This window comes from Rhizobium sp. S152, from assembly GCF_030380735.1.
Classification (GTDB): domain Bacteria; phylum Pseudomonadota; class Alphaproteobacteria; order Rhizobiales; family Rhizobiaceae; genus Rhizobium.
This window is the reverse complement of the sequence record NZ_JAUDRZ010000030.1, coordinates 61,486-82,528: the sequence shown is the minus strand read 5'-3', so window position 1 is coordinate 82,528 and position 21,043 is coordinate 61,486. Positions and strand designations below refer to the sequence as shown.

The following is a 21,043-nucleotide window of genomic DNA, read 5'->3' as shown; positions in this document are numbered from 1 at the left end:
CCCCTCAGCTTGTCAAATTGGATTGGTATTGAATGTTCGACCCGCGCGAAAAAATTGCTCTTTTTATCGATGGCGCCAATCTCTACGCCGCATCGAAGAGCTTGGGCTTCGACATCGACTATCGAAAGCTGTTGAAGGCATTCCAGAAACGCGGTTATCTGCTGCGGGCCTACTATTACACGGCGCTGATCGAGGATCAGGAATATTCGTCCATTCGCCCGCTGATCGACTGGCTCGACTATAACGGGTATAAGGTCGTGACCAAGCCCGCCAAGGAATTCACCGATTCCATGGGGCGGCGGAAGATCAAGGGCAACATGGATATCGAGCTCGCGATCGACGCCATGGAACAGTCGGAAACGGTCGATCACCTTGTGATCTTCTCCGGCGACGGCGATTTCACGACACTGGTCGAAGCGCTACAGCGCAGGGGCCGGAAGGTGTCGATCATATCGACAATGGCAACCCAGCCGCCGATGATCGCCGACGACCTGCGCCGCCAGGCCGATCACTTCATCGATTTGCTTTCGCTGAAAAGCGAGATCGGCCGCGATCCGTCAGAACGCCCTCAGCGCCCGGTCGAAGCCTCGGCGCCGAGCGATCAGGAGGCCTGAGGGCCTTCAGCATTCCTACGATGCATTGAAAGAGATCAGCCGTTATCCTTGAGGAGACGGCTTTTCTGGCGATTCCAATCGCGCTCCTTCTCGGATTCGCGCTTGTCGTGCAGCTTCTTGCCCTTGGCGAGCGCCAGTTCCATCTTCGCGCGGCCGCGCTCGTTGAAGTAGATCTTCAACGGGATAAGCGTCATGCCTTCGCGGTTGATGCCGGCACGCAGGCGGTTGATCTCGCGGCCGGACAGGAGCAGCTTGCGGCGGCGACGCGGCTCGTGGTTGAAGCGGTTCGCCTGCAGATATTCCGGCAGATAGGAATTGATCAGCCAGATCTCGCCGCCCTCGTCCGAGGCGTAGGATTCGGCGATATTGGCCTTGCCTTCGCGCAACGACTTGACCTCCGTGCCCATGAGCACGAGCCCGGCCTCGTAGGTGTCGATGATCTCGTAATTGTAGCGCGCCTTGCGGTTTTCGGCGACGATCTTCTTGACGATGCGCTGGCTGCCTTTGGGGGCCATGACAAATTCCATTCGATAAGGGGCGCGACTGCCGCGCCCTCATTTTCACCCCTTATGTAAGGGAGTGCCAGTTTGTTGTGAAGACTGGCCTGCCAGGCTCAGTTGAGGAGACCGGCGTGACGCATGGCGGCGTCGATCGCAGCCTCGGTGCCCGGCTCAAGGGTCGAGACCAGCGGCGAGCGGACATTGCGGCTCATCCGGCCGAGCTTCGAAAGGCCGTACTTGGCGCCGCAAAGACCTGGCTCCATGAAGATCGCCTTGTGAAGCGGCATGAGGCGATCCTGATACTTGAGCGCCTTGGCGAAATCGCCTGACAGCGTGGCTGCCTGGAACTCGGCACAGAGGCGCGGCGCCACGTTTGCGGTCACAGAAATGCAGCCGACGCCGCCGTGAGCGTTGAAACCCAGGGCCGTCCCATCTTCGCCCGACAGCTGGATGAAGTCGCCTCCGCAGGTGATACGCTGTTCGGATACGCGCTCGATCTTGCCGGTGGCATCCTTGACGCCGACGATGTTGGAATGCGCCTTGGCAAGCGCACCCATCGTCTCCGGCGTCATGTCGATCACCGATCGGCCCGGGATGTTGTAGATGTAGATGGGCAGCCTGACGGCTTCGGCGATGGCCGAGAAATGCGCGATCAGGCCCTTCTGGGTCGGCTTGTTATAATAAGGCGTGACGACGAGAACGGCATTGGCGCCGGCCTTTTCGGCATGCTGCGCCAGTTCGATCGCCTCGCGCGTATTGTTGGAGCCGGCGCCCGCCATGACGGGCACCCTGCCCGCCGCGGCCTCGATACAGAGTTCGACGACCCGCTTGTGCTCGGCATGCGACAGCGTAGGCGATTCACCGGTGGTGCCAACAGGCACGAGACCGTTGCTGCCCTCCTTGATCTGCCAATCGACGTGAGCGGCAAACGAGGCTTCGTCGACCTGTCCAGCATCGGTGAAGGGAGTGACGAGAGCGGGAATCGACCCCTGAAACATGCAGAACTCCTTACGACCGCAATCCATGCTTCGGCCGCATTCCTTGAATATGAGTTGCGCACCATAGAGCGGCGAAAACGCCGCGACAAGCGCGCAGAGATCGGTTTAGGGCAAAATCCGATAGCAAATGTGAACGAAGTTTACCTGATATGGTAAGGTTTCGTTAAGGTGGATATCGCCAGATTGAGGGGCGTTTATTTCCAGTGCGAGAGTCCCTGATGAAGAGAGCAGCTTTGACCCTGTCCGCCCTCGGCCTGACGGTCGTCGCGTGGGGCAGCATCGCGTCGCCGCTGCCGGCATCAGGCGTTCCGACACCCGATGTGAAGCCGCTCGGCTTCGTGCCGCAGACCTCCGTTCCCGAATCGATGATGACAGGCGCCATTCCGCGCAGCCAGGCCATCGCGCCTGTGAATTCCGACCTCAAGGCCGGGCTCGATGCGCTGTCCGCCAGGGATCCGATGCGCGCGATCTCGGTGCGAGACAGCATGCGCGCGGGCACGCTCGATCGCCACATTCTTACCTGGGCCATCGCCTCTTCCGGACAGAAGGGCGTGCCATCGGCCGAGATCGCGACCGCCGCCCAGGAATTGCAGGGCTGGCCGGGGCTTGCCAGGCTGCGCAGCTATTCAGAGCGGGCGCTCTATGATGAAAACCCGGCTCCGGCATCCGTGCTTGCAGCGTTCGGCGATACGGCTCCTGAAACGACGAACGGAGCCATGATTCTGTCGCGCGCGCTGGTGGCCACAGGCAAGCAGGCGCAGGCAGCGAAATACATTCGGAAGGTCTGGCGCGGCGAGGTGCTGGACAAGGCCACGGAGGACAAGATACTCGCCGAGTTCGCCGGCTTGCTCGCGGTAAGCGACCACAAGGCGCGGATGGAATATCTGATGTACCGGAACCGCACGGCGCAGGCCAAGCGTTTCGGCGACATGGGACAGGCGCAATCGCTCTACAATGCCTGGAACGCCGTTGCGACCAAGGCGTCCAACGCCGGGCAGCTGCTGGCAGCCGTCGACGGCAAATGGGGCAGCGATCCCGGCTACCTTTTTGCCCGCATCGAATATCTGCGCAAGCAGGACAAATACGCTGAGGCCGGCGCGCTGCTGCAGAGGATGCCGCGCGACCGCGACGAACTGGTGAACTCAGGAGAGTGGTGGAACGAGCAGCGGATCATCAGCCGCGGGCTTGTCGACCAGGGGCAATTCAAGGCGGCTTATCGGATCGTTGCCAACCACGCCGCGAGCTCGCCGACCGATATCGTCGAAGCGGAATTCCATGCCGGCTGGTACGCGTTGCGCGGATTGCAGGATCCGAAGACCGCGGAAGCGCATTTCCGCAAGATCCTCGACGTCTCGAACGGGCCGATCTCCGTTTCGCGTGCGTGGTACTGGATCGGTCGCGCGGCCGAGGCCGGCGGACCGGGCAAGGCGAGCGAGTTCTATGCGAAGGCGGCGGGCTATCCGACGACCTTCTACGGCCAGCTTGCCGGCGAAAAGCTTGGGCGCAAGACGCTCAATGTCAGCTATCCATCGCCGGCTTATGCCGATCGCGAGCGCTATCAGGCGCGCGAGGCTGTGCAGGCAATCGCCCGGCTGGAATCGGCCGGCCATGGTTGGCGAGCCAACAGCCTCTATCTCTCGCTCGCCGACCAGATGCAGAGCCCGGGGGAACTCGCGATCCTCAGCGCCCAGGCGGAACGATCCGGCAACCACCATCTCTCTCTGCAGGTCGGCAAGATCGCTTATTCGCGCGGTATCGATGTCGCGGCGCTGGCCTTCCCGCTCGGCGTGATACCGACCAGCGCCAATATTTCCGGTTCCGGCAAGGCTCTGGCCTATGCCATCGCGCGGCAGGAGAGCGCATTCAACCCGACCGCGATCTCGGTCGCGGATGCGCGTGGCCTGCTGCAGATCCTCCCGGGCACTGCCAAGGCTGTCGCCAAGCGACATAACATCGCCTATTCCGCCGACAAGCTGACGGCAGATGCCGGCTATAACGCAACCCTCGGCGCGCATTATCTCGGCGAGCAGATCGACGCGTTCGGCGGCTCCTACATCATGACCTTCATCGCCTACAATGCCGGGCCGAAGCGCGTTCCGGAATGGATCGGCCGCTATGGCGACCCGCGCGGACAATCGGCCGACGCGATCGTCGATTGGATCGAACGCATTCCCTTCCCCGAGACGCGCAACTATGTGCAGCGCGTGATGGAGAACTACGAGGTCTACAAGGCGCGGCTCGGACAGCCGACCGATATCGAACGCGACCTGATCGGCGGCCGCTCGGCTTCCTGATCCCGGTTGCCACGGCGGCATGAGAAGCTACTCTCTACCGATGTCGATCAGGAAAGCACCGTGACCGCACCGGAGAAGCCAGTTTTTCGCGATGTCCATTATGCCTCGGACGACGGGCTGACGCTTCATGCGCGCGACTATGATCCGGAGCCGACCGCTACCGCTGGAAGGCCGGCGATCGTCTGCCTGCCGGGGTTGACCAGAAACTGCCGCGACTTTCATCCGCTTGCAATAGCGCTTTCACGGCAAACCGTTACGCCGCATCGGGTCGTGAGCATCGACTATCGCGGCCGCGGGCTGTCGGATTGGGACAGAGAATCTCAGAACTACAACCTCGCCGTCGAGGCTGGTGATGTCGTTGCAGCGTGCCGACATCTCGGGATCGACAGAGCGATCTTCATCGGGACCTCGCGCGGCGGGCTCATTGTGCATCTTCTGGCCGAACGGGCGCCCGAGTTCCTTGTTGCGGCCATCCTCAACGACATAGGACCGGAGCTGGAACCCAAGGGGCTTATGCGAATAAGGGATTATTTGAACACCGCCGAGGCGCCGGCGAACTGGCGCGAGGCGGTGATTGCGCTGAAGATGCGCCATCTCTCGGAATTTCCAGCTTTGTCAGACGATGATTGGCGCGAGATGGCCGAGGCGATCTTCCGCGATGTGGACGGCATGCTTCTTCCCGACTTCGATCCTGCGATCGCGGCGCAACTGCGGAACATCGACTTCGCACGGCCGCTGCCCGACCTCTGGCCGCAATATGCCAGACTGGCCGAAATTCCGCTCATGCTCGTGAAGGGCGAGAATTCCGATCTCATCTCCGAAACGACCATCCGAAGGATGGAAACCGAGCATCCGGGATTGTCCCAAATCGTGGCCGGCGGCCAGGGACACGCACCGCTGCTGCATCTGGAGCCCATTCTCGGCGCGATCAGAGCGTTCATCGCGACGATCTAGTTTGGCCGTGTGCCCTGGCCGAGCCGCGCGATCATTCATCTCCAGACAACAAAAAGCCCGGCTCGAGAGCCGGGCTTTCCTGATTGACCTAAGTCAGATCAGATTAGAATGCGCGCTGCAGGCGGAAGAAGCCCTTGGTCACGTCATCGCCACCGTCAACGTCGGTGTAGTCAACAGTTGCCTTGGCGTAGAAGTTTTCTACGATCTGGTAGTCAACCGTCAGACCAACCTTCCAAGCGTCGTCGCTGCTGAAGTCGGTCGTGTCGGTAACAGTACCAACATAGCCACCGTTGCGAACGTTGTCGAAGTACTGAACAGCCGGAGTGATCTTCAGCTTGTCAGTTGCCTGGACAGCGTATTCAGCAGCGATCGTCCACTCGGACTCTTCGTAGTAGGCGTTCGGGCCAGAAGCCCAAGCTGCTGCGAGGCCGAGGGTGCCCGGGCCGATTGCAACAGTGCCCATAGCGCGGATAGCGCCTTCTTCGGTGTCGGTGTCGTAGCCGCCGATGACCTGGTAGCTGAACGCGCCGACCTTGCCGCCGATGCCAGCAGCGATACCAACGTTGTTCCGGCTTTCGCCGAGACCCGTGGTGAACTCGTCGCCGGAAGCGGGAATGCCGTCCGGATCGTTCAAGATCGTGCCGTGGATGGAGTCTTCCAGTTCGTCAACCGAGATACCGGCGTAGAAGTCGCCAGACTCATACTGGTAACGAATGGAGTTATGCAGCGTTGCGCCAGAAGCGAGCGAGTCGGTTTCGCCAGAGAGGCCGTCGTCCCACCAGCTGTAGAACAGACCAGCGCGGAAGCCGGCGATGTCGATGTAAGCCGAGTCAAGGATCGTGCCCTGTTCGGAGGCGTTGTTTGCGTTCGCCTGCAGAACGATCACGCCGGTGAGCGGGCCGTACTCGGTGTCGCTCTTAGCCGTGAACTGAACCTGACCGCGGGTGAATGCGTTCCAGTCAGACGAGCCGGAAGCATCCGGAGCAGCGTCAACCTGGAAACGAACGTAACCTTCGATCTTCAGGCAGGTTTCCGTGCCCGGGATGTAGAAGTAGCCAGTGCCGTATGCGTCGCAAACGCGAACGTATTCGACCGGTTCCGGCTCGGCAGCAACGATAGCGTCAGCAGCCTGAGCACCGGAAACTACTGCGAGAGCAGCAGCGGAGCCGAGAAGAAGGCTCTTGATGTTCATATTGACCTCCAATTCAAGTTTCGATCGGGTCTGGGTTTTTCGCCGTTAGGCAGCGTTCCCTGCCCCATCCCCGTGTTTGAAGAAGTCGGACGATCAACCGCCCTTGCTTCCGAGGTTGAAAATACAAGACGCGGCCCGTCACGCAATCACCAACTGACCTGTTTGATGGATTTGCGACAGCCTTCCCCATGCCCTGTTGCTGAAAGGCCACAAATGCGGCGAGCGGCCTGCCGATTTCTTTATACTTTCTTAAGAAACCCCTGAATTTACGGACCTTTCGGAGAGGCGACCGCGCAAGCACTATAAGCGCATGTGCCACATTGGCACCCGTTTTACGCCGGATTCGGCGCTTTTCCAGCTGGACACGTGCCGGTGTCGCGCACGACCGCCCCAGGCGAAGCACGGCGACCAAGGAAGAATCAGGTTGATGACCTGCCGATGATTCTGTCGGTGATTCTGGCGATGAGATTTCCAGGGGCTCGCCGCCCGAAATCGGAGAGAGAGCTTAGCGGAGAGAATCCCCGAGCGTGGCGATGCCGGACCGCGCACCTTATATATAGAGAAAATCCTATCCCGTGCGATTGATGACAGCGAGCAAGCGCGGCGTCTGGCAGGATAAGGGTGCGTCAGGTTTCCCGAGATCGGCAATCGCCACAGCGAACCGGATTGGTCCGGGCGAAACCGGAACGTACTGCAGGAATTTCGGGAAAATGGCGGAGAAGATGGGATTCGAACCCACGATACCCTTCCGGGTATACTCCCTTAGCAGGGGAGCGCCTTCGACCACTCGGCCACCTCTCCGGTCGAGAGCCTGATAGAGTCATTCGCTGGGGGACGCAAGCGGTTTTTCCGCTTTGTCCGCCAAGAAAAGCCGGCTCAGCTCTGGGCCAGCAATTGCTTCAGATCCGCCGATCCGTCGGCAAGGATCGACTTGTCGGGGTTGATGCCCATTTCCAGCATCTTCTTGCCGGCGACGTAAGCCTTGGCGTCATTGATGGCGTCGACGGCGATGAAAACGCCCTTGCGGAAGTACCAGACCGAGTGCGCGCCTTCACGGGAGCCGGGCCGCAGAAGCGTCTCGTCGTAGCCGAGATTGAAGCCGGCGATCTGCAGCTTCACATCATACTGATCGGACCAGAACCACGGTTTCGGCTCATAGGGAGATGTGCCGCCGGCGATGATCGCGGCGATGGCTTCGGCCTGATCGACGGCGTTCTGGACCGATTCGAGACGGATCTGGCCGCCTTCCCAGGGTTGCACGGCGCAATCGCCGGCGGCATAAATGGAGGGATCGGACGAACGGGCGAATTCGTCGACGACAATACCGTTGGCGACCTCGAGGCCCGCTTCCTTGGCCAACTGGTCGTTCGGCACCACGCCGATGCCGACGATGGCGAAATCGATCCCGATGGTCGAGCCATCGGAGAGCGCGGCCGCCGAAACGCGGCCATCCTTGCCGACGAGGCGCTTCAGGCCGGTTTTTTCGCGAATGACGACATCGTGCGATTCGTGGATGACGCGCATGATGTCGGCAGTTTCTTTGGCGGCGACGCGCTGCAGAATTCGGTCGGCCATCTCGATCACGGTCACTTCGAGGCCGCGATGGCGCGCAACGGCCGCGGCTTCCAGGCCGATGTAGCCGCCGCCGATGATAAGGACACGACGGCCCGGGCGCATCTCGTCCGCAAGCAGATCCGCGTCACGCTTGTCGCGCGCCACATAGACGCCCTCGAGATCGCCGCCGATCGCCGCCGGCAAGGCGCGCGGCGTGGAGCCGGTCGTCAACGCGAGCGTGCCGTATTCGAGAACCGAACCATCCTGAAGGATCACCTGCCTGCTCTCGCGCTTGATCTGCTCGGCCCAGGTGGAAAGGCGAATGTCCACATCGTTGTCCGCGTACCACTGCTCGGGGCGGAACATCAGGCGATCGAAGGCCATCTCGCCCAGCAGGTATTTCTTGGTGAGCGGCGGGCGCTGGTAGGGCAAGGCGTTTTCGGCGCCAATGATGGTGATCGGGCGCGTATCCTTGAGCGCCCGGAGCTTGGCCGCCAATGCAAAGCCTGCCTGTCCCGCGCCGATGATCACCAATCTGTCCGTCACGATGCTACTCCCACCCGATAATTGCGCGTTCCGGCAAAGGCCTACCCCCTGCCCCTTGCCCCGTCAACCGGAAGAGAATCGGCCTATCCGATCTCGATCCAGCGGCGCTCGTGGAACGACTCTGCCATGGCGTGAACAGACTTCTCTATCCTGAGACCGTCTTCGAATGTCACGATCGACGCAGGCTCGCCTGAAATCGCACGCATGAGCTCGCGGCATTCGATGATCTTCAAATCGTTGAAGCCGAGGCCATGGCCCGGCGCGGGGGTGAAACGGTCATAGGGCTGGTGCGCCGGCGCAGCCAGCACCTTGCGGAAGCCCTGCTCGGTGGCGCGGCCATCAGTCTGGTAGAGATCGAATTCGTTCATCCGCTCCTGGTCGTAGAGAATCGAGCCCTTCGAGCCGAAGATCTGCAATGCGATCCGCCCCTTGCGCCCCCAGGCGGCGCGGTTTGCCATCAGAACAGCGGAGATGCCGCCTTGGAGGCGCATCAGAACACTGGCTGCATCGTGATTCTCGACGGTGCGTCGTACACCCTGCGGCAACGGCCGGTCGGCATAGGGCTTGGTCATATCGGCAATGACTGTCTCGGCATGGCCGAAAAGATACCAGAGAAGCGACAGCGGGTGCACGGCGAAATCATCGAGCGCGCCATAACCGGACGCCCGCTCGCTCTTCCAATAGAAGAAAGCTTCCGGATCGGCCATGAAATCCTCGTCCATCTCGACGCGGATGTGATTGACCGCACCGATGGCGCCCTCGTCGAGCAGCGTCCTGATATGTTGCATAACGGGGTTCTGAATATAATTGTAACCCAGGGCAGCGACGCATCCGGACGACCGGGCCGCGGCCAGCATGCGCTCGGCGTCCGCATAGGCGGGCGCCATCGGCTTTTCGCACCAGACGTGCTTGCCGGCCTGAAGCGCCGCGATGGCCATTTCGGGATGAAACTGGTTTGGCGTCGTCACGGAGACGACGTCGACATCGGGATCGCCTATCAATGTGCGCCAGTCGCCGGTCGCCTTATCGAAGCCGAATTCGGCGGCGCGCGCGGCTGCCAGTTGCGTGTCGACCTCTGCAAGATGCACGAGGCGCGGACGGGCAACGTCTCCAAAGACGGCTTTTACCGCGTTCCAGGCGAGCGCATGGCATTTGCCCATGTAGCCCGTGCCGATGAGGCCTACTCCCAGTGGCTTCATTGAACTCCTCCATCTCCCGCTCATTTTTTGGAATATCTGGACCGTTTTGGCAAGGGCGCCAATGAGGGCAACAAGTATGCGTAGCCACTGATATCGCGGGCAGTTCGCTGTCACAAAAAGAATTAGGTCCGCGATCCGAAATCACTTATGGTCGCGAAATGGAATATTTGTTTCACTTTGCGGAAAGCAGACATGGATTCTGACGACAAGGCGCATTCCCGCGTTCCCCGTGACTTCGAGAGCCTGCGAAGCGCCATCATCGAGCGCAAGGCAAGCATGCCGAAACGGCTGGCGCAGGTCGCCGCCTTTGCGCTCGCCAATCCCGACGAGGTTGCCTTCGGCACGACGGCGAGCATCGCGGCGGCGTCGCAGGTGCAGCCATCGACCCTTGTCCGGCTCGCGCATCATCTCGGCTATCAGGGTTTCTCCGATCTGCAGAGCATTTTTCGCGAGCGCCTGCGGGACCGGACGCTCACCTATGAAGAAAGGCTGGTGACACTCGATGCGGCAAGCGGCGACGACGAGGATGCCAATCTGCTTTCCGGCTTTCTTTCCGCCGCCAGCCAATCCGTGAACCGGCTGGCAACCACGGTACAGAGCGAGACCTTCAGCAAGGCAATCGATATCCTTGCCGGCGCAGAGACGATCTATCTGATCGCCAAGCGGCGCTCCTATCCGCTCAGCGCCCATATGAGCTACGCCTTCTCGAAGCTGAATATCCGTCATCAGATCGTGGCGTCGCCCAACGGGGTCGATCCCGAGATGGTGCAGTTCGCCACGCCCGCGGATGCGGCGATCGCGGCGAGTTTTTCGCCCTATGCGGCGGAAAGCCTGACCCAAGCCGAGCATCTGGCCGATCGCGGCGTGCCTGTGATCGCGATCACCGACTCGGCCTTCTCGCCTCTCGCCGCTCGCGCCACCTGCTGGTTCGAGGTTGCGGAGGCTGACTTCGCCGGTTTCCGTTCGCTCTCGGCCTCCATGGCCCTCGCGATGGCGCTGCCGGTGGCGATCGCGGAGCGGCGGCGGAAGCGCTCTCCCGCAAAATCGACAAAAAGGAAAATGGAATAAACATTCCGAATTGACATGATGGCGGAACCATTGTTTCATTGATCGATATCATCGGCGGAACAGCCGAAGCCAAGATCCAATGGGAGGACATCATGGTGCAATCAGATCCGGGCGCAAATCCGGGGCCGACGCTTGATGTGATCACAATCGGCCGCTCGTCGGTCGATCTCTATGGCCAGCAGATCGGCTCCAAACTCGAGAACATCGCCTCATTCGCCAAATCCGTGGGTGGTTGCCCAGCCAATATCGCGATCGGCACGGCGCGCCTCGGCCTGAAGTCGGGCCTGATCACACGCGTCGGCGACGAGCAGATGGGACGATTCATCCGCGAGCAGTCCGCACGCGAAGGAGTGACGACCGACGGCATCGTGACCGACAAGGAGCGCCTGACGGCGCTGGTGCTTCTGGCGGTCGAGGCCGAAGGCGTCTCGCCGATGATCTTCTATCGCTCGGACTGCGCCGACATGGCGCTCGACGAAGGCGATATCGAAGAGGCCTATATAAAGTCGTCGCGCGCGGTGCTGGTGTCGGGAACGCATTTCTCGCGAGACAATACCGAAGCGGCGCAGCGCAAGGCGATCCGCATCGCCAAGGCCAATGGCCGCAAGGTGATCTTCGACATCGATTATCGGCCGAATCTGTGGGGCCTCGCAGGCCACGCCGAAGGGTTCGAGCGCTATGTGAAGTCCGACCGCGTGTCCTCGAAGATGAAGGAGACGCTGCCGGATTGCGACCTGATCATCGGCACGGAAGAGGAGATCCTGATCGCATCGGGCGCCGACGACGTGCTCGGCGCGCTGAAGGAAATCCGTCGCCTTTCATCGGCGACGATCGTGCTCAAGCGCGGCGCCATGGGCTGCATCGTTTATGACGGGCCGATTTCGGACGATCTGGAAGCCGGCATCGTCGGCGAGGGTTTTCCGATCGAGGTATTCAATGTTCTCGGCGCCGGCGATGCCTTCATGTCCGGCTTCCTGCGCGGCTGGCTGAAGGATGAGCCGCTGAAGACCTGCGCGACATGGGCGAATGCCTGCGGCGCATTCGCGGTTTCGCGCCTGCTCTGCTCGCCGGAATATCCGACCTGGGCGGAGCTCGATTTCTTCCTGAAGAACGGCAGCAAGCATCGGGCGCTGCGCAAGGACGAGGCGATCAACCACATCCACTGGGCCTCGAACCGCAAGGGCGATATTCCGCTGCTGATGGCGCTCGCCATCGATCACCGCTCGCAGCTGACCAGCGTCTGCGACGAACTCGGCGTCGACTACAAGCGGATCGTCGCCTTCAAGCGGCTGGCGGTCGAGGCCGCCGCGCGTGTTGCAGATGGCCGCAGCGGCTACGGCATGCTGATCGACGAGCGATTCGGCCGCGACGCCTTCTTCGACGCAGCGACCAAGAATTTCTCCTGGATCGGCCGGCCGGTCGAACTGCCGGGCTCGAAGCCGCTCCGTTTCGAATTCAGCCAGGATATCGGCTCGCAGCTCACAGAATGGCCGCTCGACCATTGCATCAAGTGCCTGTGCTTCTATCATCCTGATGATCCGGCCGAGCTGAAGACGGAACAACAGGAGAAGCTGCGGGCGCTGTTCGAGGCGGCGCGCAAGGTCGGTCGCGAGTTGCTGGTCGAGATCATCGCCAGCAAGAACGGCCCGCTCACCGACGATACGATCTCGACGGCGATGGAGGAACTTTACGCGCTCGGCATCAAGCCGGACTGGTGGAAGCTGGAGCCGCAGGCGTCAAGCGCGGCGTGGAAGAAGATCGACGCCGTCATCGCGAAGAACGATCCATGGTGCCGCGGTATCGTGCTGCTCGGGCTCGAGGCGCCGGCGGACGAGTTGCTGAAGGGCTTCGAGGCAACGTTGGCCGCCCCTTCGGTCAAGGGCTTTGCCGTAGGGCGCACGATTTTTGCCGAGGCCGCCCGAGGTTGGCTGTCGGGCAAGATCAATGACGAGGAAGCGATATCGGATATGGCCGGACGCTTCCGGGAGCTGACCGAGGCGTGGTTGAAGACGCGCGGTCTGAACTAAGGAATTAAGACCCCTCCCCCACCCCTCCCCACAAGGGGGCGGGGCTTTGACTTGAGGCACCGCCTCTCTTCGCAATCGACATCTCTGCGGATGAATGGTTGTGGTGAAAGGCGGAGAGCACGGCAAGTTAGCCCCTCCCCCTTGTGGGGAGGGGTTGGGGAGGGGAAAATAGATAGAGTGAAGGTTCGGGAGGACCCGATGGGCAAGACTGTACGATTGACGATGGCGCAGGCCGTCACCCACTTTCTGAAGAAGCAGATGACCGTTGTCGACGGCAAGACCGTGCCGATCTTCGGTGGCGTCTGGGCGATTTTCGGCCATGGCAACGTCGCCGGTATCGGCGAAGCGCTCTATCAGGTGCGCGGGGAATTGCCGACCTACCGTGCGCATAACGAACAGGGCATGGCGCATGCCGCAATCGCCTATGCCAAGGCGAGCTTCCGCCAGCGCTTCATGGCCTGCACGACATCGATCGGCCCCGGCGCGCTCAACATGGTGACGGCGGCGGGCGTGGCGCATGTCAACCGCATTCCCGTGCTCTTCCTGCCCGGCGACGTCTTCGCCAACCGCGCCCCGGATCCGGTGCTGCAGCAGATCGAGGATTTCGGTGACGGCACGGTTTCGGCCAACGACGCCTTCCGCGCGGTATCCCGTTATTTCGACCGTATCACGCGGCCGGAACAGATCATCTCCGCGCTGAAGCGCGCCATGCAGGTGCTGACGGATCCGCTGGATTGCGGTCCCGTCACGCTGTCGCTTTGCCAGGATGTGCAGGCCGAAGCGTTCGATTATCCCGAAAGCTTCTTCGAAGAGAAGGTCTGGACGACGCGCCGCCCTCGCCCCGATGCCGACGAACTGGCCAATGCCATCGCGCTCATCAAGAGGGCCGAGAAGCCTGTCATCATTGCAGGGGGCGGTGTTCTTTACTCACGGGCGACGAAGGAACTCACCGAGTTCGCCGATGCGCACGGCATTCCTGTCCTCGTCACCCAGGCCGGCAAGTCGGCGATCGACGAGCGGCACCCGCTGGCGCTTGGTTCCGTCGGGGTCACCGGCACGTCGGCGGCTAATGCGCTGGCCGAAGACACCGATCTCCTGATTGCCGTCGGCACGCGCTGCCAGGACTTCACCACCGGTTCCTGGGCTCTCTTCAAGAACGAGAAGCTGTCGATTCTCGGCGTCAATATCGCCGCTTACGACGCCGTCAAGCATGACGGACACCCCGTCGTCGCCGACGCGCGCGAGGGGCTGAAGGCGATCTCGGCGGGCCTTGGCGACTGGAAGGCGCCGGCTGCACAGGCCGAGAAGGCCGAGAAAGAAAAGAAGATCTGGATGGAAGCCGCCGCCGAGGCGATGGCGTCCACGAATGCCGCGCTCCCCTCCGACGCGCAAGTGATCGGGGCCGTGACGCGCTCGATCGATCTGGAAAAAGCGATCGGGCTTTGCGCCGCCGGCGGTCTGCCGGGCGAGATGCACAAGCTCTGGCCGGCGACGACGCCGGGTAGCTACCACATGGAATACGGTTTCTCCTGCATGGGCTACGAGATCGCCGGCGGCCTCGGCGCCAAGATGGCGCATCCGGATAAGGAGGTCTTCGTGCTGGTTGGAGACGGTTCCTACATGATGCTCAACTCGGAGCTCGCGACATCAGTGATGCTCGGGCTGAAGCTCAATATCGTGCTGCTCGACAATCGCGGTTATGGATGCATCAACCGGCTGCAGATGGCGACCGGCGGCGCCAACTTCAACAATCTGTTGAAAGACGCCTATCATGAGGTGATGCCCGAGATCGATTTCCGGGCGCATGCCGAGAGCATGGGTGCGATCGCGGTCAAGGTTGCCTCGATCGCCGAGCTAGAGAAGGCGATTGCCGATTCGAAGAAGAACGACCGGACCTCGGTGTTCGTGATCGATACCGATCCGCTGATTACCACGGAAGCCGGCGGGCACTGGTGGGATGTGGCGGTGCCGGAAGTCAGCCCGCGCGAGCAGGTGAACAAGGCGCATGCGGGCTATGTGAAGGCGCGTGCGGCGCAGCGGATTGGGTGAGATTAGTTAGACGTTGGAGCCTGGAGCCCCCTCATCCGCCCTTTGGGCACCTTCTCCCCGTTGGGGAGAAGGGAAGATGCAGCGGGCGGCCCGCCACGAGTCTCTTCTCCCCACCGGGGAGAAGGTGGCGGCAGCCGGATGAGAGGGCCGCGCTCGCTGACTTTAGAGAATGACGAGGAGAAACAACAATGAAAGCCAAACTCGGCATGTCGCCCATCGCGTGGTGGAACGACGATCTTCCGGAACTCAGCGACGACGTCTCGCTCAAGGAATGCCTACGGCAGTCCCGCGGCGCCGGCTTTACCGGCATGGAACAGGGACGTCGGTTCCCCAATAATCCGCGGGAGATGCTGCCTATCCTGAAGGCGGCCGACGTGACGCTTTGCGGCGGATGGTTCTCCGGCACGCTGGTCGATGAAGATCTTGCGGCCAACAAGGATCGCATCGCGCCGATGATCGAGCTCTTCAAGGCCGTCAACGCGCCCTGCATCGTCTATGGCGAAGTCGGCCGCTCGATCCAAGGCGATCGCTCCAAGCCGCTTTCCACCAAGCCGAAACTCTCCGACGACGAGATGAAGGCCTATGCCCGCAAGGTGACGCAATTCGGCGAATGGTGCGCGGAACAGGGCATGCCGCTCTCCTACCACCATCACATGGCCGCCGTGGTCGAGACCGAACCGGAGCTCGACGCCTTCATGCGCAACTCGGGAGAAGGCATTCCGCTGCTGCTCGACGCCGGTCACCTCGCCTTTGCCGGCGGCGACGTGTTGCGCGCGATCGGTAACCATCACGCCCGCATTAACCACGTCCACGTCAAGGATATCCGCCAGGGCATCGTCGACGGGCTTGATCGCAGCCGCCAGTCCTTCCTCGACGCTGTGGCGCTCGGTGCCTTTACCGTGCCCGGCGACGGCTCGCTCGATTTCGGCGCGATCGTCAAGCGTTTTGCCGATTACGGCTATGAAGGCTGGTTCGTGGTCGAAGCCGAGCAGGATCCGCGCAAGGCGCCGCCGCAGAAGATGGCGGAGATCGGTCACGCCGAACTGATGCGGGTGATGACGGCTGCCGGGTATACGGTGGAGACGGAAGGGTTTCCGAAGGGGGCTTGAGGGCCTCAGGTTGAAACGCTGAAACTTGGAGCAAGTGGCCCCCTCGTCCGACCCTTCGGGCACCTTCTCTCCGTGGGGGAGAAGAGACTGGTGGCAGCCGGATGAGGGGCCGCACCCACTGACTAAGAGAATTTCGAGGAGACACATATGCCAAACCTCAAAGTCAAACCAACAGGCACGCACGGCCGCGTCACCCATGTCACGCCCGAGAGCGCCGGCTGGACCTATGTCGGCTTCGATCTGCACCGACTGAAGGCCGGCGAGACCGTGTCCGGCGAAACAGGCGAGCGCGAAGTCTGCCTCGTCTGGGTGAGCGGCAAGGGCAAGGCCAGCGCCGGGACGCGGGATTTCGGCACGCTCGGCGAGCGCATGAGCCCGTTCGATGGGGCGCCGCATGCGCTCTATATCCCGATGGAATCGGCTTGGTCCGTGACGGCCGAGACCGATCTGGAGCTCGCGGTCTGCTCGGCGCCGGGGGGCGGCGCCTATGAGGCGAAGGCGATTCCGCCGGGCACGCATCCGCCGCTGACGCGCGGCAAGGGCACGAATGTCCGCTATGTCAACAACGTCATGCCCGAGGACGATGCGTCGGCCTATTCGCTGCTTGTCGTCGAGGTGATCACGCCAGGCGGGCATACCTCCTCCTACCCGCCGCACAAGCACGACCAGGACAATCTGCCGAACGAGAGCTTCCTCGAGGAGACCTACTATCATCGCCTGAACCCGCCGCAGGGCTTTGGCTTCCAGCGCGTCTATACCGACGACCGGTCGCTCGACGAGGCGATGGTCTTGGAGGACGGCGACGTGACTTTGGTGCCTAAGGGGTATCACCCCTGCGCAGCCACGCACGGCTATGATCTCTACTATCTGAACGTGATGGCTGGCCCGAAGCGGATCTGGAAGTTCTACAACGCCCCGGAGCATGAATGGCTGTTGAAGCCGTGAGAGAGCGGCCGCGTCGCGAGACGCGGCCCGCCCATTTCAGAGATCCAGAACCAGATGCGGAATGCCGTCCGACGTTTTGCGCGGCGATCTGCCGTTCTCGTCGATCTGCGCATTGATGCGCTGGCGAAAGGCCGAGAAGCTCTCGAACGTGACGACATCCACCGGCTCATCGAAGTGGATGGTGATCTTGTGATCTCCTCCCGGCAACGCGGCCAAGGCCAGAACCTGGCCGCTGAACGGCTGGTTGAGATAACGGCCGCGAATACGGGCACCGACCGTGATGCCGGCCAGGGGCGGCATGTTGGTTTTCGAGGCCAGCGCGGCGAGCGTATTCCAGTCGCGCACACCATATTGCGAGGCCACGAGTTCGAGGGCGGCGCCATGAGCGATGGCGGTACCGCGTTCGGTCATTGCCTGACGCAAGCGTTTCGCCTGGGATTTCAGTTCATCGATTGACGGGTAAGCAGTCACGGATTGAGCCTTTCGGAAGGCATGCCATTACGACCGCAACCAGGGAGCTCGCATTGCCTGCAGTCAGCATGCACCAATTGGCGTGTGACCATTCCATATCCGGAACTTCACCATGGACTGTCGTCCGCGAGCGGCAGGCGTTCCTGAACCTCGTCGTGGTATGCCTGATGACCGCTCCGCCGTCAAGCTTGCCGAAACAACAGGCAATGAGCCCCGCTTTTGCTCATAAATCAGCCGATTTTCACTTCAGACACGCATAAGCTTCAGGTTTTAAACGTCTTCTTCAAGAGTTGTCAGCATTCTTGAGTTAGTCTCAACACATATAACCAGCGGAGGCTGACATGGCCTTTCAGATGCACCTCGATAGCGAAAATGCGGAACCGACCTACCAGGAATTTTCGCTCGACCGTCCGGGCAAGATCATCTTCGTTGGCCACCATCTGAGCACTGGCACGCAGGTCAAATGCCTGATCCGCACCATCACGCTTGCCGGCGCCGTGCTCGAAGTCAATCCAAGCGTCGAAGTGCCGAACCATTTCTTCCTCGAAATACTAGGCATCCACGATGAACTCGGCGCGACCGTCGTCAAGCGGGAGGCGGAACTGGTGACGATCAGCTTCAACATGCTGATCAATGCCGAATTCCTGCACCATGTGCTGCGACTGAATTTCGAGGTGTGAAAGGAGAAGGCGCGGACGGAGCCCGCGCCCTCTTCGTCACGCGGCAAGCCGCTTTTCGATCTGATCGACCGGCAGATTCGTGTAATCCTTTGGAACTTCAGCCGAAATGGCGGCTTGCGCATCCGCGCTGAGGCATGTCCTCAGTGTTCCGAGCGCCCGAGGCGGCGCGACGAGAATGATATGGCTGCCGTTCTTCTCGTGGACGATCTCATCCAGCTTCGTGGCAACCTCCTTGAGAAACTGCGCTTCCGCCTGGTCGTGCCAATCGGTTTCGGCCACCGCGCTGCCGCTTGTGCCATCGGCCGAGTAGGTCCTGCCGGGTTTATCGGTTCCGATGTCGCGATCGACCTCGCTCGGCTGCGACAGCGTCTCTTCAACCTTCAAGTTCATCAGCTGCGCGTCGCCGGCGTTTTGCATGATCAAAGCCTTTGCGCCATCACAGACGACCACCCATGATTTCCAAGGGACCCTGATGTCAGCCATTTCAATCTCCTCGTTTTTTTGTTCCGGGCGCCGAGGCGCGCGGAAAGTTCAACGAAAACAGAACGTGCGGGCTCCGAAAGAGTTCGAGCGGAATCTCCTTATTTCAGGGTCCGAACGATCCAACTATGTCCCGCAAGCGTAGCAATTAACGGACAACAGGAGCAGACAGGCATGAAGACCACCATAGCATATGTAGCCACGCTGATCGCCTTTCTCGCGCTGGATGCAGTCTGGCTTGGGCTTGTCGCGAGAACATTCTACCGCGACCAACTGGGCGAACTGATGCTGCCGTCGCCAAACCTCGCCGTCGCTGCGCTATTCTACGTGTTCTTCGCGGCAGCCATCGTCTTTCTGGCCGTGCTGCCGGGGCTCGCCGCCGGATCTCTTACGACAGTCATCGTCAATGCCGTGATTCTCGGGCTTGCCGCCTATGGTACCTACGACATCACCAACCTTGCGACCCTGAAGAACTGGCCGATCATGGTTACCGTCGTCGATATGGCCTGGGGGGCGTTTCTCACCGCTTTCGCGGCCTCCTGCGGGTTCCTGGCCACGCGCGTGATCGGCTAAACGCTTCGCCAATATGGCATTTCACCCAACGACGCGATTTGCGGCCAATGCAACCTGTGCGGCGTAAAAAAAATTGACTTCGTTAAAATTGCATTCTCTTCCTTGACGAAGACGAAAAGCATTCGTGTGACGCTCCAGTCGAACAGGAACGCAAACGCGCTGGTTTAGGGAGAGAAGTGGGATGTCGATGCTTCGAGCCACGCACCTTGCGACCGTGAAATCCGAAGTCTACGAGGCGCGCTGGGAACAGTTCAACGTGCGGCGCCCCGCCCGGATTGTTGCCGTCAGGCCCTGCCTTACCGGCATTTCGATCCGCAGCGCCGAGATCATCGACATCTCGCGCGGCGGCGCAAGCTTCATCGTTTCCTCGGCGGCGGGTCTGCCCAAGCACTATTACCTCAACATCCTCGGCCTTGCTCACCGGATCGGCTGCGCGGAAGTCTACCGCAACAACGAGCGGATCAACGTTCGCTTCATCAACACGCTGGAGCCGGAAGTGCTGCGCCGCGTCGTTCGCGCCGATTTCATGGCCGGCAATATCGAAGCGCTGGAAGCGAGCCGTTCGGCACGCATGTAGCGGCGACCTGTTGAAATAATCTTCCTTGCCATGGTGACTTGCGTGCCTATTGTTGGCGCGATTTCAATCGTCCAGGAAATACCTCAGAAATGTCCGCCTTCTCGCGCTTCACGCCCCTTGCCAGCGCCCTTCCCTCCACCGTTCCGTTTGTCGGTCCTGAAGCCATCGAGCGACAGCGCGGTCTCGCCGTCAAGGCGCGCATCGGCGCCAACGAGAACGGCTTCGGCCCCGCCCCTTCCGTGATTGCTGCCATGCGGGAGCATGCGACTGGAATCTGGAAATATGCCGACCCCGAAAATTACGAACTGAAGGAAGTGCTCTCCGCGCATCTAGGCGTGGCGCCCGCCAATATCGCAATCGGCGGCGGCATCGATGAACTGCTCGGGCAAATCGTCCGGCTGGTGATCGACCCCGGCGGGCCTGTGGTTACCTCGCTCGGCGGCTATCCGACGTTCAATTTCCACGTCAACGGCTTCGGCGGTCGTCTCGTGACCGTGCCCTACAAGGACGATCGCGAAGATCTCGGCGGACTGCTCGACGCAGTCAAGCGCGAGAACGCGCCGCTGGTCTATTTCGCCAACCCCGACAATCCGATGGGAAGCTGGTGGGATGCGGAGAGCATCGTCGAATTCGCCCGCGCCCTCCCGGAAACGACGCTTCTCATCCTCGACGAGGCCTATAGCGAAACGGGTCCGGCAGGCTCCCTGCCCGGCATTCACACGCTCATCGACCTGCCGAACGTGATCCGCACCCGGACCTTCTCGAAGGCCTATGGACTTGCAGGCGCCCGCGTCGGTTATGCCATCTCCACGCCAGGCACGGCATCCGCGTTCGACAAGATCCGCAACCACTTCGGCATGAACAGGCTGGCGACAGCCGCGGCGATCGCCGCGCTCAAGGACCAGGCTTATCTCGCCGAGGTGGTCGGCAAGATTCACGCGGCGCGCGAACGGATCTCCGGCATCGCGGTGGCGAACAATCTCAAGCCGCTGGCTTCGGCGACGAACTTCGTAGCAGTCGACGCCGGTCGTGACGGCACCTATGCGCGCGCTATCGTCGACGGACTGATGCAACCCGGCGTGTTCATCCGTATGCCGGGCGTGGCGCCACTCAACCGCTGCATCCGCGTCAGCGTCGGCCCGGAGAACGACATGGCGCTGTTGGAAGCGGCATTGCCCGAAGTGCTGAAATCGCTCGGCTAAGCATAACGCGA

The 21,043-nt window shown here is 61.3% G+C and carries 19 protein-coding genes and 1 tRNA gene; 12 read left to right on the top strand and 8 right to left on the bottom strand.

Going from position 1 to position 21,043, the window contains the following annotated elements:
- The first annotated feature begins 32 nt into the window (after positions 1 to 32).
- Positions 33 to 614, top strand: a complete 582-nt coding sequence (locus QTL95_RS24990; RefSeq protein WP_289722603.1) for a LabA-like NYN domain-containing protein — start codon at positions 33 to 35, stop codon at positions 612 to 614.
- Positions 615 to 649: 35 nt separating this feature from the next.
- Here QTL95_RS24990 and smpB read toward each other — a convergent pair whose 3' ends face one another.
- Both smpB and dapA read right to left on the bottom strand, forming a co-directional pair.
- The gene (smpB, locus tag QTL95_RS24985; protein ID WP_037180353.1) at positions 650 to 1,129 is read right to left on the bottom strand and encodes an SsrA-binding protein SmpB; all 480 of its coding nucleotides are present in this window, start codon (positions 1,127 to 1,129) and stop codon (positions 650 to 652) included.
- A 98-nt stretch (positions 1,130 to 1,227) separates the two neighbouring features.
- Positions 1,228 to 2,112 carry a 4-hydroxy-tetrahydrodipicolinate synthase gene (gene dapA, locus QTL95_RS24980; RefSeq protein ID WP_289722602.1) on the bottom strand — a complete coding sequence of 295 codons (885 nt, stop codon included), beginning with the start codon at positions 2,110 to 2,112 and terminating at the stop codon, positions 1,228 to 1,230.
- A 218-nt stretch (positions 2,113 to 2,330) separates the two neighbouring features.
- On the opposite strand from dapA, the gene QTL95_RS24975 reads away from it, so the two are divergent.
- Positions 2,331 to 4,406, top strand: coding sequence for a lytic transglycosylase domain-containing protein (locus QTL95_RS24975; RefSeq protein ID WP_289722601.1), 2,076 nt, complete (start codon positions 2,331 to 2,333; stop codon positions 4,404 to 4,406).
- A gap of 60 nt (positions 4,407 to 4,466) precedes the next feature.
- On the top strand, positions 4,467 to 5,360 hold the full coding sequence (locus QTL95_RS24970) for an alpha/beta fold hydrolase (protein ID WP_289722600.1): 894 nt from the start codon (positions 4,467 to 4,469) through the stop codon (positions 5,358 to 5,360).
- A gap of 103 nt (positions 5,361 to 5,463) precedes the next feature.
- Here the strand turns inward: QTL95_RS24970 and QTL95_RS24965 are convergent, their stop codons facing one another.
- The 4 genes from QTL95_RS24965 to QTL95_RS24950 form a co-directional block, all read right to left on the bottom strand.
- Entirely contained in the window at positions 5,464 to 6,552 is a 1,089-nt protein-coding gene (locus QTL95_RS24965) for a porin (protein ID WP_289722599.1), read from the bottom strand.
- A gap of 711 nt (positions 6,553 to 7,263) precedes the next feature.
- Positions 7,264 to 7,353 (bottom strand) — tRNA-Ser (locus tag QTL95_RS24960).
- Positions 7,354 to 7,428: 75 nt separating this feature from the next.
- Entirely contained in the window at positions 7,429 to 8,652 is a 1,224-nt protein-coding gene (locus QTL95_RS24955) for an NAD(P)/FAD-dependent oxidoreductase (protein ID WP_289722598.1), read from the bottom strand.
- Positions 8,653 to 8,735: 83 nt separating this feature from the next.
- Positions 8,736 to 9,851 (bottom strand): Gfo/Idh/MocA family protein, encoded by a 1,116-nt coding sequence (locus tag QTL95_RS24950; RefSeq protein ID WP_289722597.1) that lies wholly within the window; start codon positions 9,849 to 9,851, stop codon positions 8,736 to 8,738.
- A gap of 192 nt (positions 9,852 to 10,043) precedes the next feature.
- Here QTL95_RS24950 and QTL95_RS24945 point away from each other — a divergent pair, with 192 nt between their 5' ends.
- The 5 genes from QTL95_RS24945 to iolB all read left to right on the top strand — a co-directional run bounded on the left by QTL95_RS24945 (position 10,044) and on the right by iolB (position 17,049).
- On the top strand, positions 10,044 to 10,919 hold the full coding sequence (locus QTL95_RS24945; protein ID WP_289722596.1) for a MurR/RpiR family transcriptional regulator: 876 nt from the start codon (positions 10,044 to 10,046) through the stop codon (positions 10,917 to 10,919).
- Between the two features lie 92 nt (positions 10,920 to 11,011).
- The gene (locus tag QTL95_RS24940) at positions 11,012 to 12,946 is read left to right on the top strand and encodes a bifunctional 5-dehydro-2-deoxygluconokinase/5-dehydro-2-deoxyphosphogluconate aldolase (protein WP_289722595.1); all 1,935 of its coding nucleotides are present in this window, start codon (positions 11,012 to 11,014) and stop codon (positions 12,944 to 12,946) included.
- Positions 12,947 to 13,144: 198 nt separating this feature from the next.
- Positions 13,145 to 14,995 carry a 3D-(3,5/4)-trihydroxycyclohexane-1,2-dione acylhydrolase (decyclizing) gene (gene iolD, locus QTL95_RS24935; RefSeq protein WP_289722594.1) on the top strand — a complete coding sequence of 617 codons (1,851 nt, stop codon included), beginning with the start codon at positions 13,145 to 13,147 and terminating at the stop codon, positions 14,993 to 14,995.
- A 188-nt stretch (positions 14,996 to 15,183) separates the two neighbouring features.
- Positions 15,184 to 16,104: a myo-inosose-2 dehydratase gene (gene iolE / locus QTL95_RS24930; RefSeq protein ID WP_289722593.1), complete on the top strand. Its 921-nt coding sequence runs from the start codon at positions 15,184 to 15,186 to the stop codon at positions 16,102 to 16,104.
- A gap of 147 nt (positions 16,105 to 16,251) precedes the next feature.
- The gene (iolB, locus tag QTL95_RS24925; RefSeq protein WP_289722592.1) at positions 16,252 to 17,049 is read left to right on the top strand and encodes a 5-deoxy-glucuronate isomerase; all 798 of its coding nucleotides are present in this window, start codon (positions 16,252 to 16,254) and stop codon (positions 17,047 to 17,049) included.
- A 36-nt stretch (positions 17,050 to 17,085) separates the two neighbouring features.
- Here iolB and QTL95_RS24920 read toward each other — a convergent pair whose 3' ends face one another.
- Positions 17,086 to 17,520 carry a glyoxalase superfamily protein gene (locus QTL95_RS24920; protein ID WP_289722591.1) on the bottom strand — a complete coding sequence of 145 codons (435 nt, stop codon included), beginning with the start codon at positions 17,518 to 17,520 and terminating at the stop codon, positions 17,086 to 17,088.
- A 353-nt stretch (positions 17,521 to 17,873) separates the two neighbouring features.
- Here QTL95_RS24920 and QTL95_RS24915 point away from each other — a divergent pair, with 353 nt between their 5' ends.
- Entirely contained in the window at positions 17,874 to 18,200 is a 327-nt protein-coding gene (locus QTL95_RS24915; RefSeq protein ID WP_289723163.1) for a hypothetical protein, read from the top strand.
- Between the two features lie 36 nt (positions 18,201 to 18,236).
- On the opposite strand, the gene QTL95_RS24910 is transcribed toward QTL95_RS24915, so the two are convergent.
- Positions 18,237 to 18,683, bottom strand: a complete 447-nt coding sequence (locus QTL95_RS24910; protein ID WP_289722590.1) for a host attachment family protein — start codon at positions 18,681 to 18,683, stop codon at positions 18,237 to 18,239.
- 171 nt (positions 18,684 to 18,854) lie between these two features.
- Between QTL95_RS24910 and QTL95_RS24905 the strand changes: the two genes are divergently transcribed.
- The 3 genes from QTL95_RS24905 to QTL95_RS24895 all read left to right on the top strand — a co-directional run bounded on the left by QTL95_RS24905 (position 18,855) and on the right by QTL95_RS24895 (position 21,032).
- The gene (locus tag QTL95_RS24905; RefSeq protein ID WP_289722589.1) at positions 18,855 to 19,253 is read left to right on the top strand and encodes a DUF2177 family protein; all 399 of its coding nucleotides are present in this window, start codon (positions 18,855 to 18,857) and stop codon (positions 19,251 to 19,253) included.
- 181 nt (positions 19,254 to 19,434) lie between these two features.
- The gene (locus tag QTL95_RS24900; RefSeq protein ID WP_289722588.1) at positions 19,435 to 19,830 is read left to right on the top strand and encodes a PilZ domain-containing protein; all 396 of its coding nucleotides are present in this window, start codon (positions 19,435 to 19,437) and stop codon (positions 19,828 to 19,830) included.
- A gap of 89 nt (positions 19,831 to 19,919) precedes the next feature.
- Complete coding sequence (locus tag QTL95_RS24895) at positions 19,920 to 21,032, top strand: pyridoxal phosphate-dependent aminotransferase (RefSeq protein WP_289722587.1); 1,113 nt, start codon at positions 19,920 to 19,922, stop codon at positions 21,030 to 21,032.
- Positions 21,033 to 21,043: the final 11 nt, after the last annotated feature.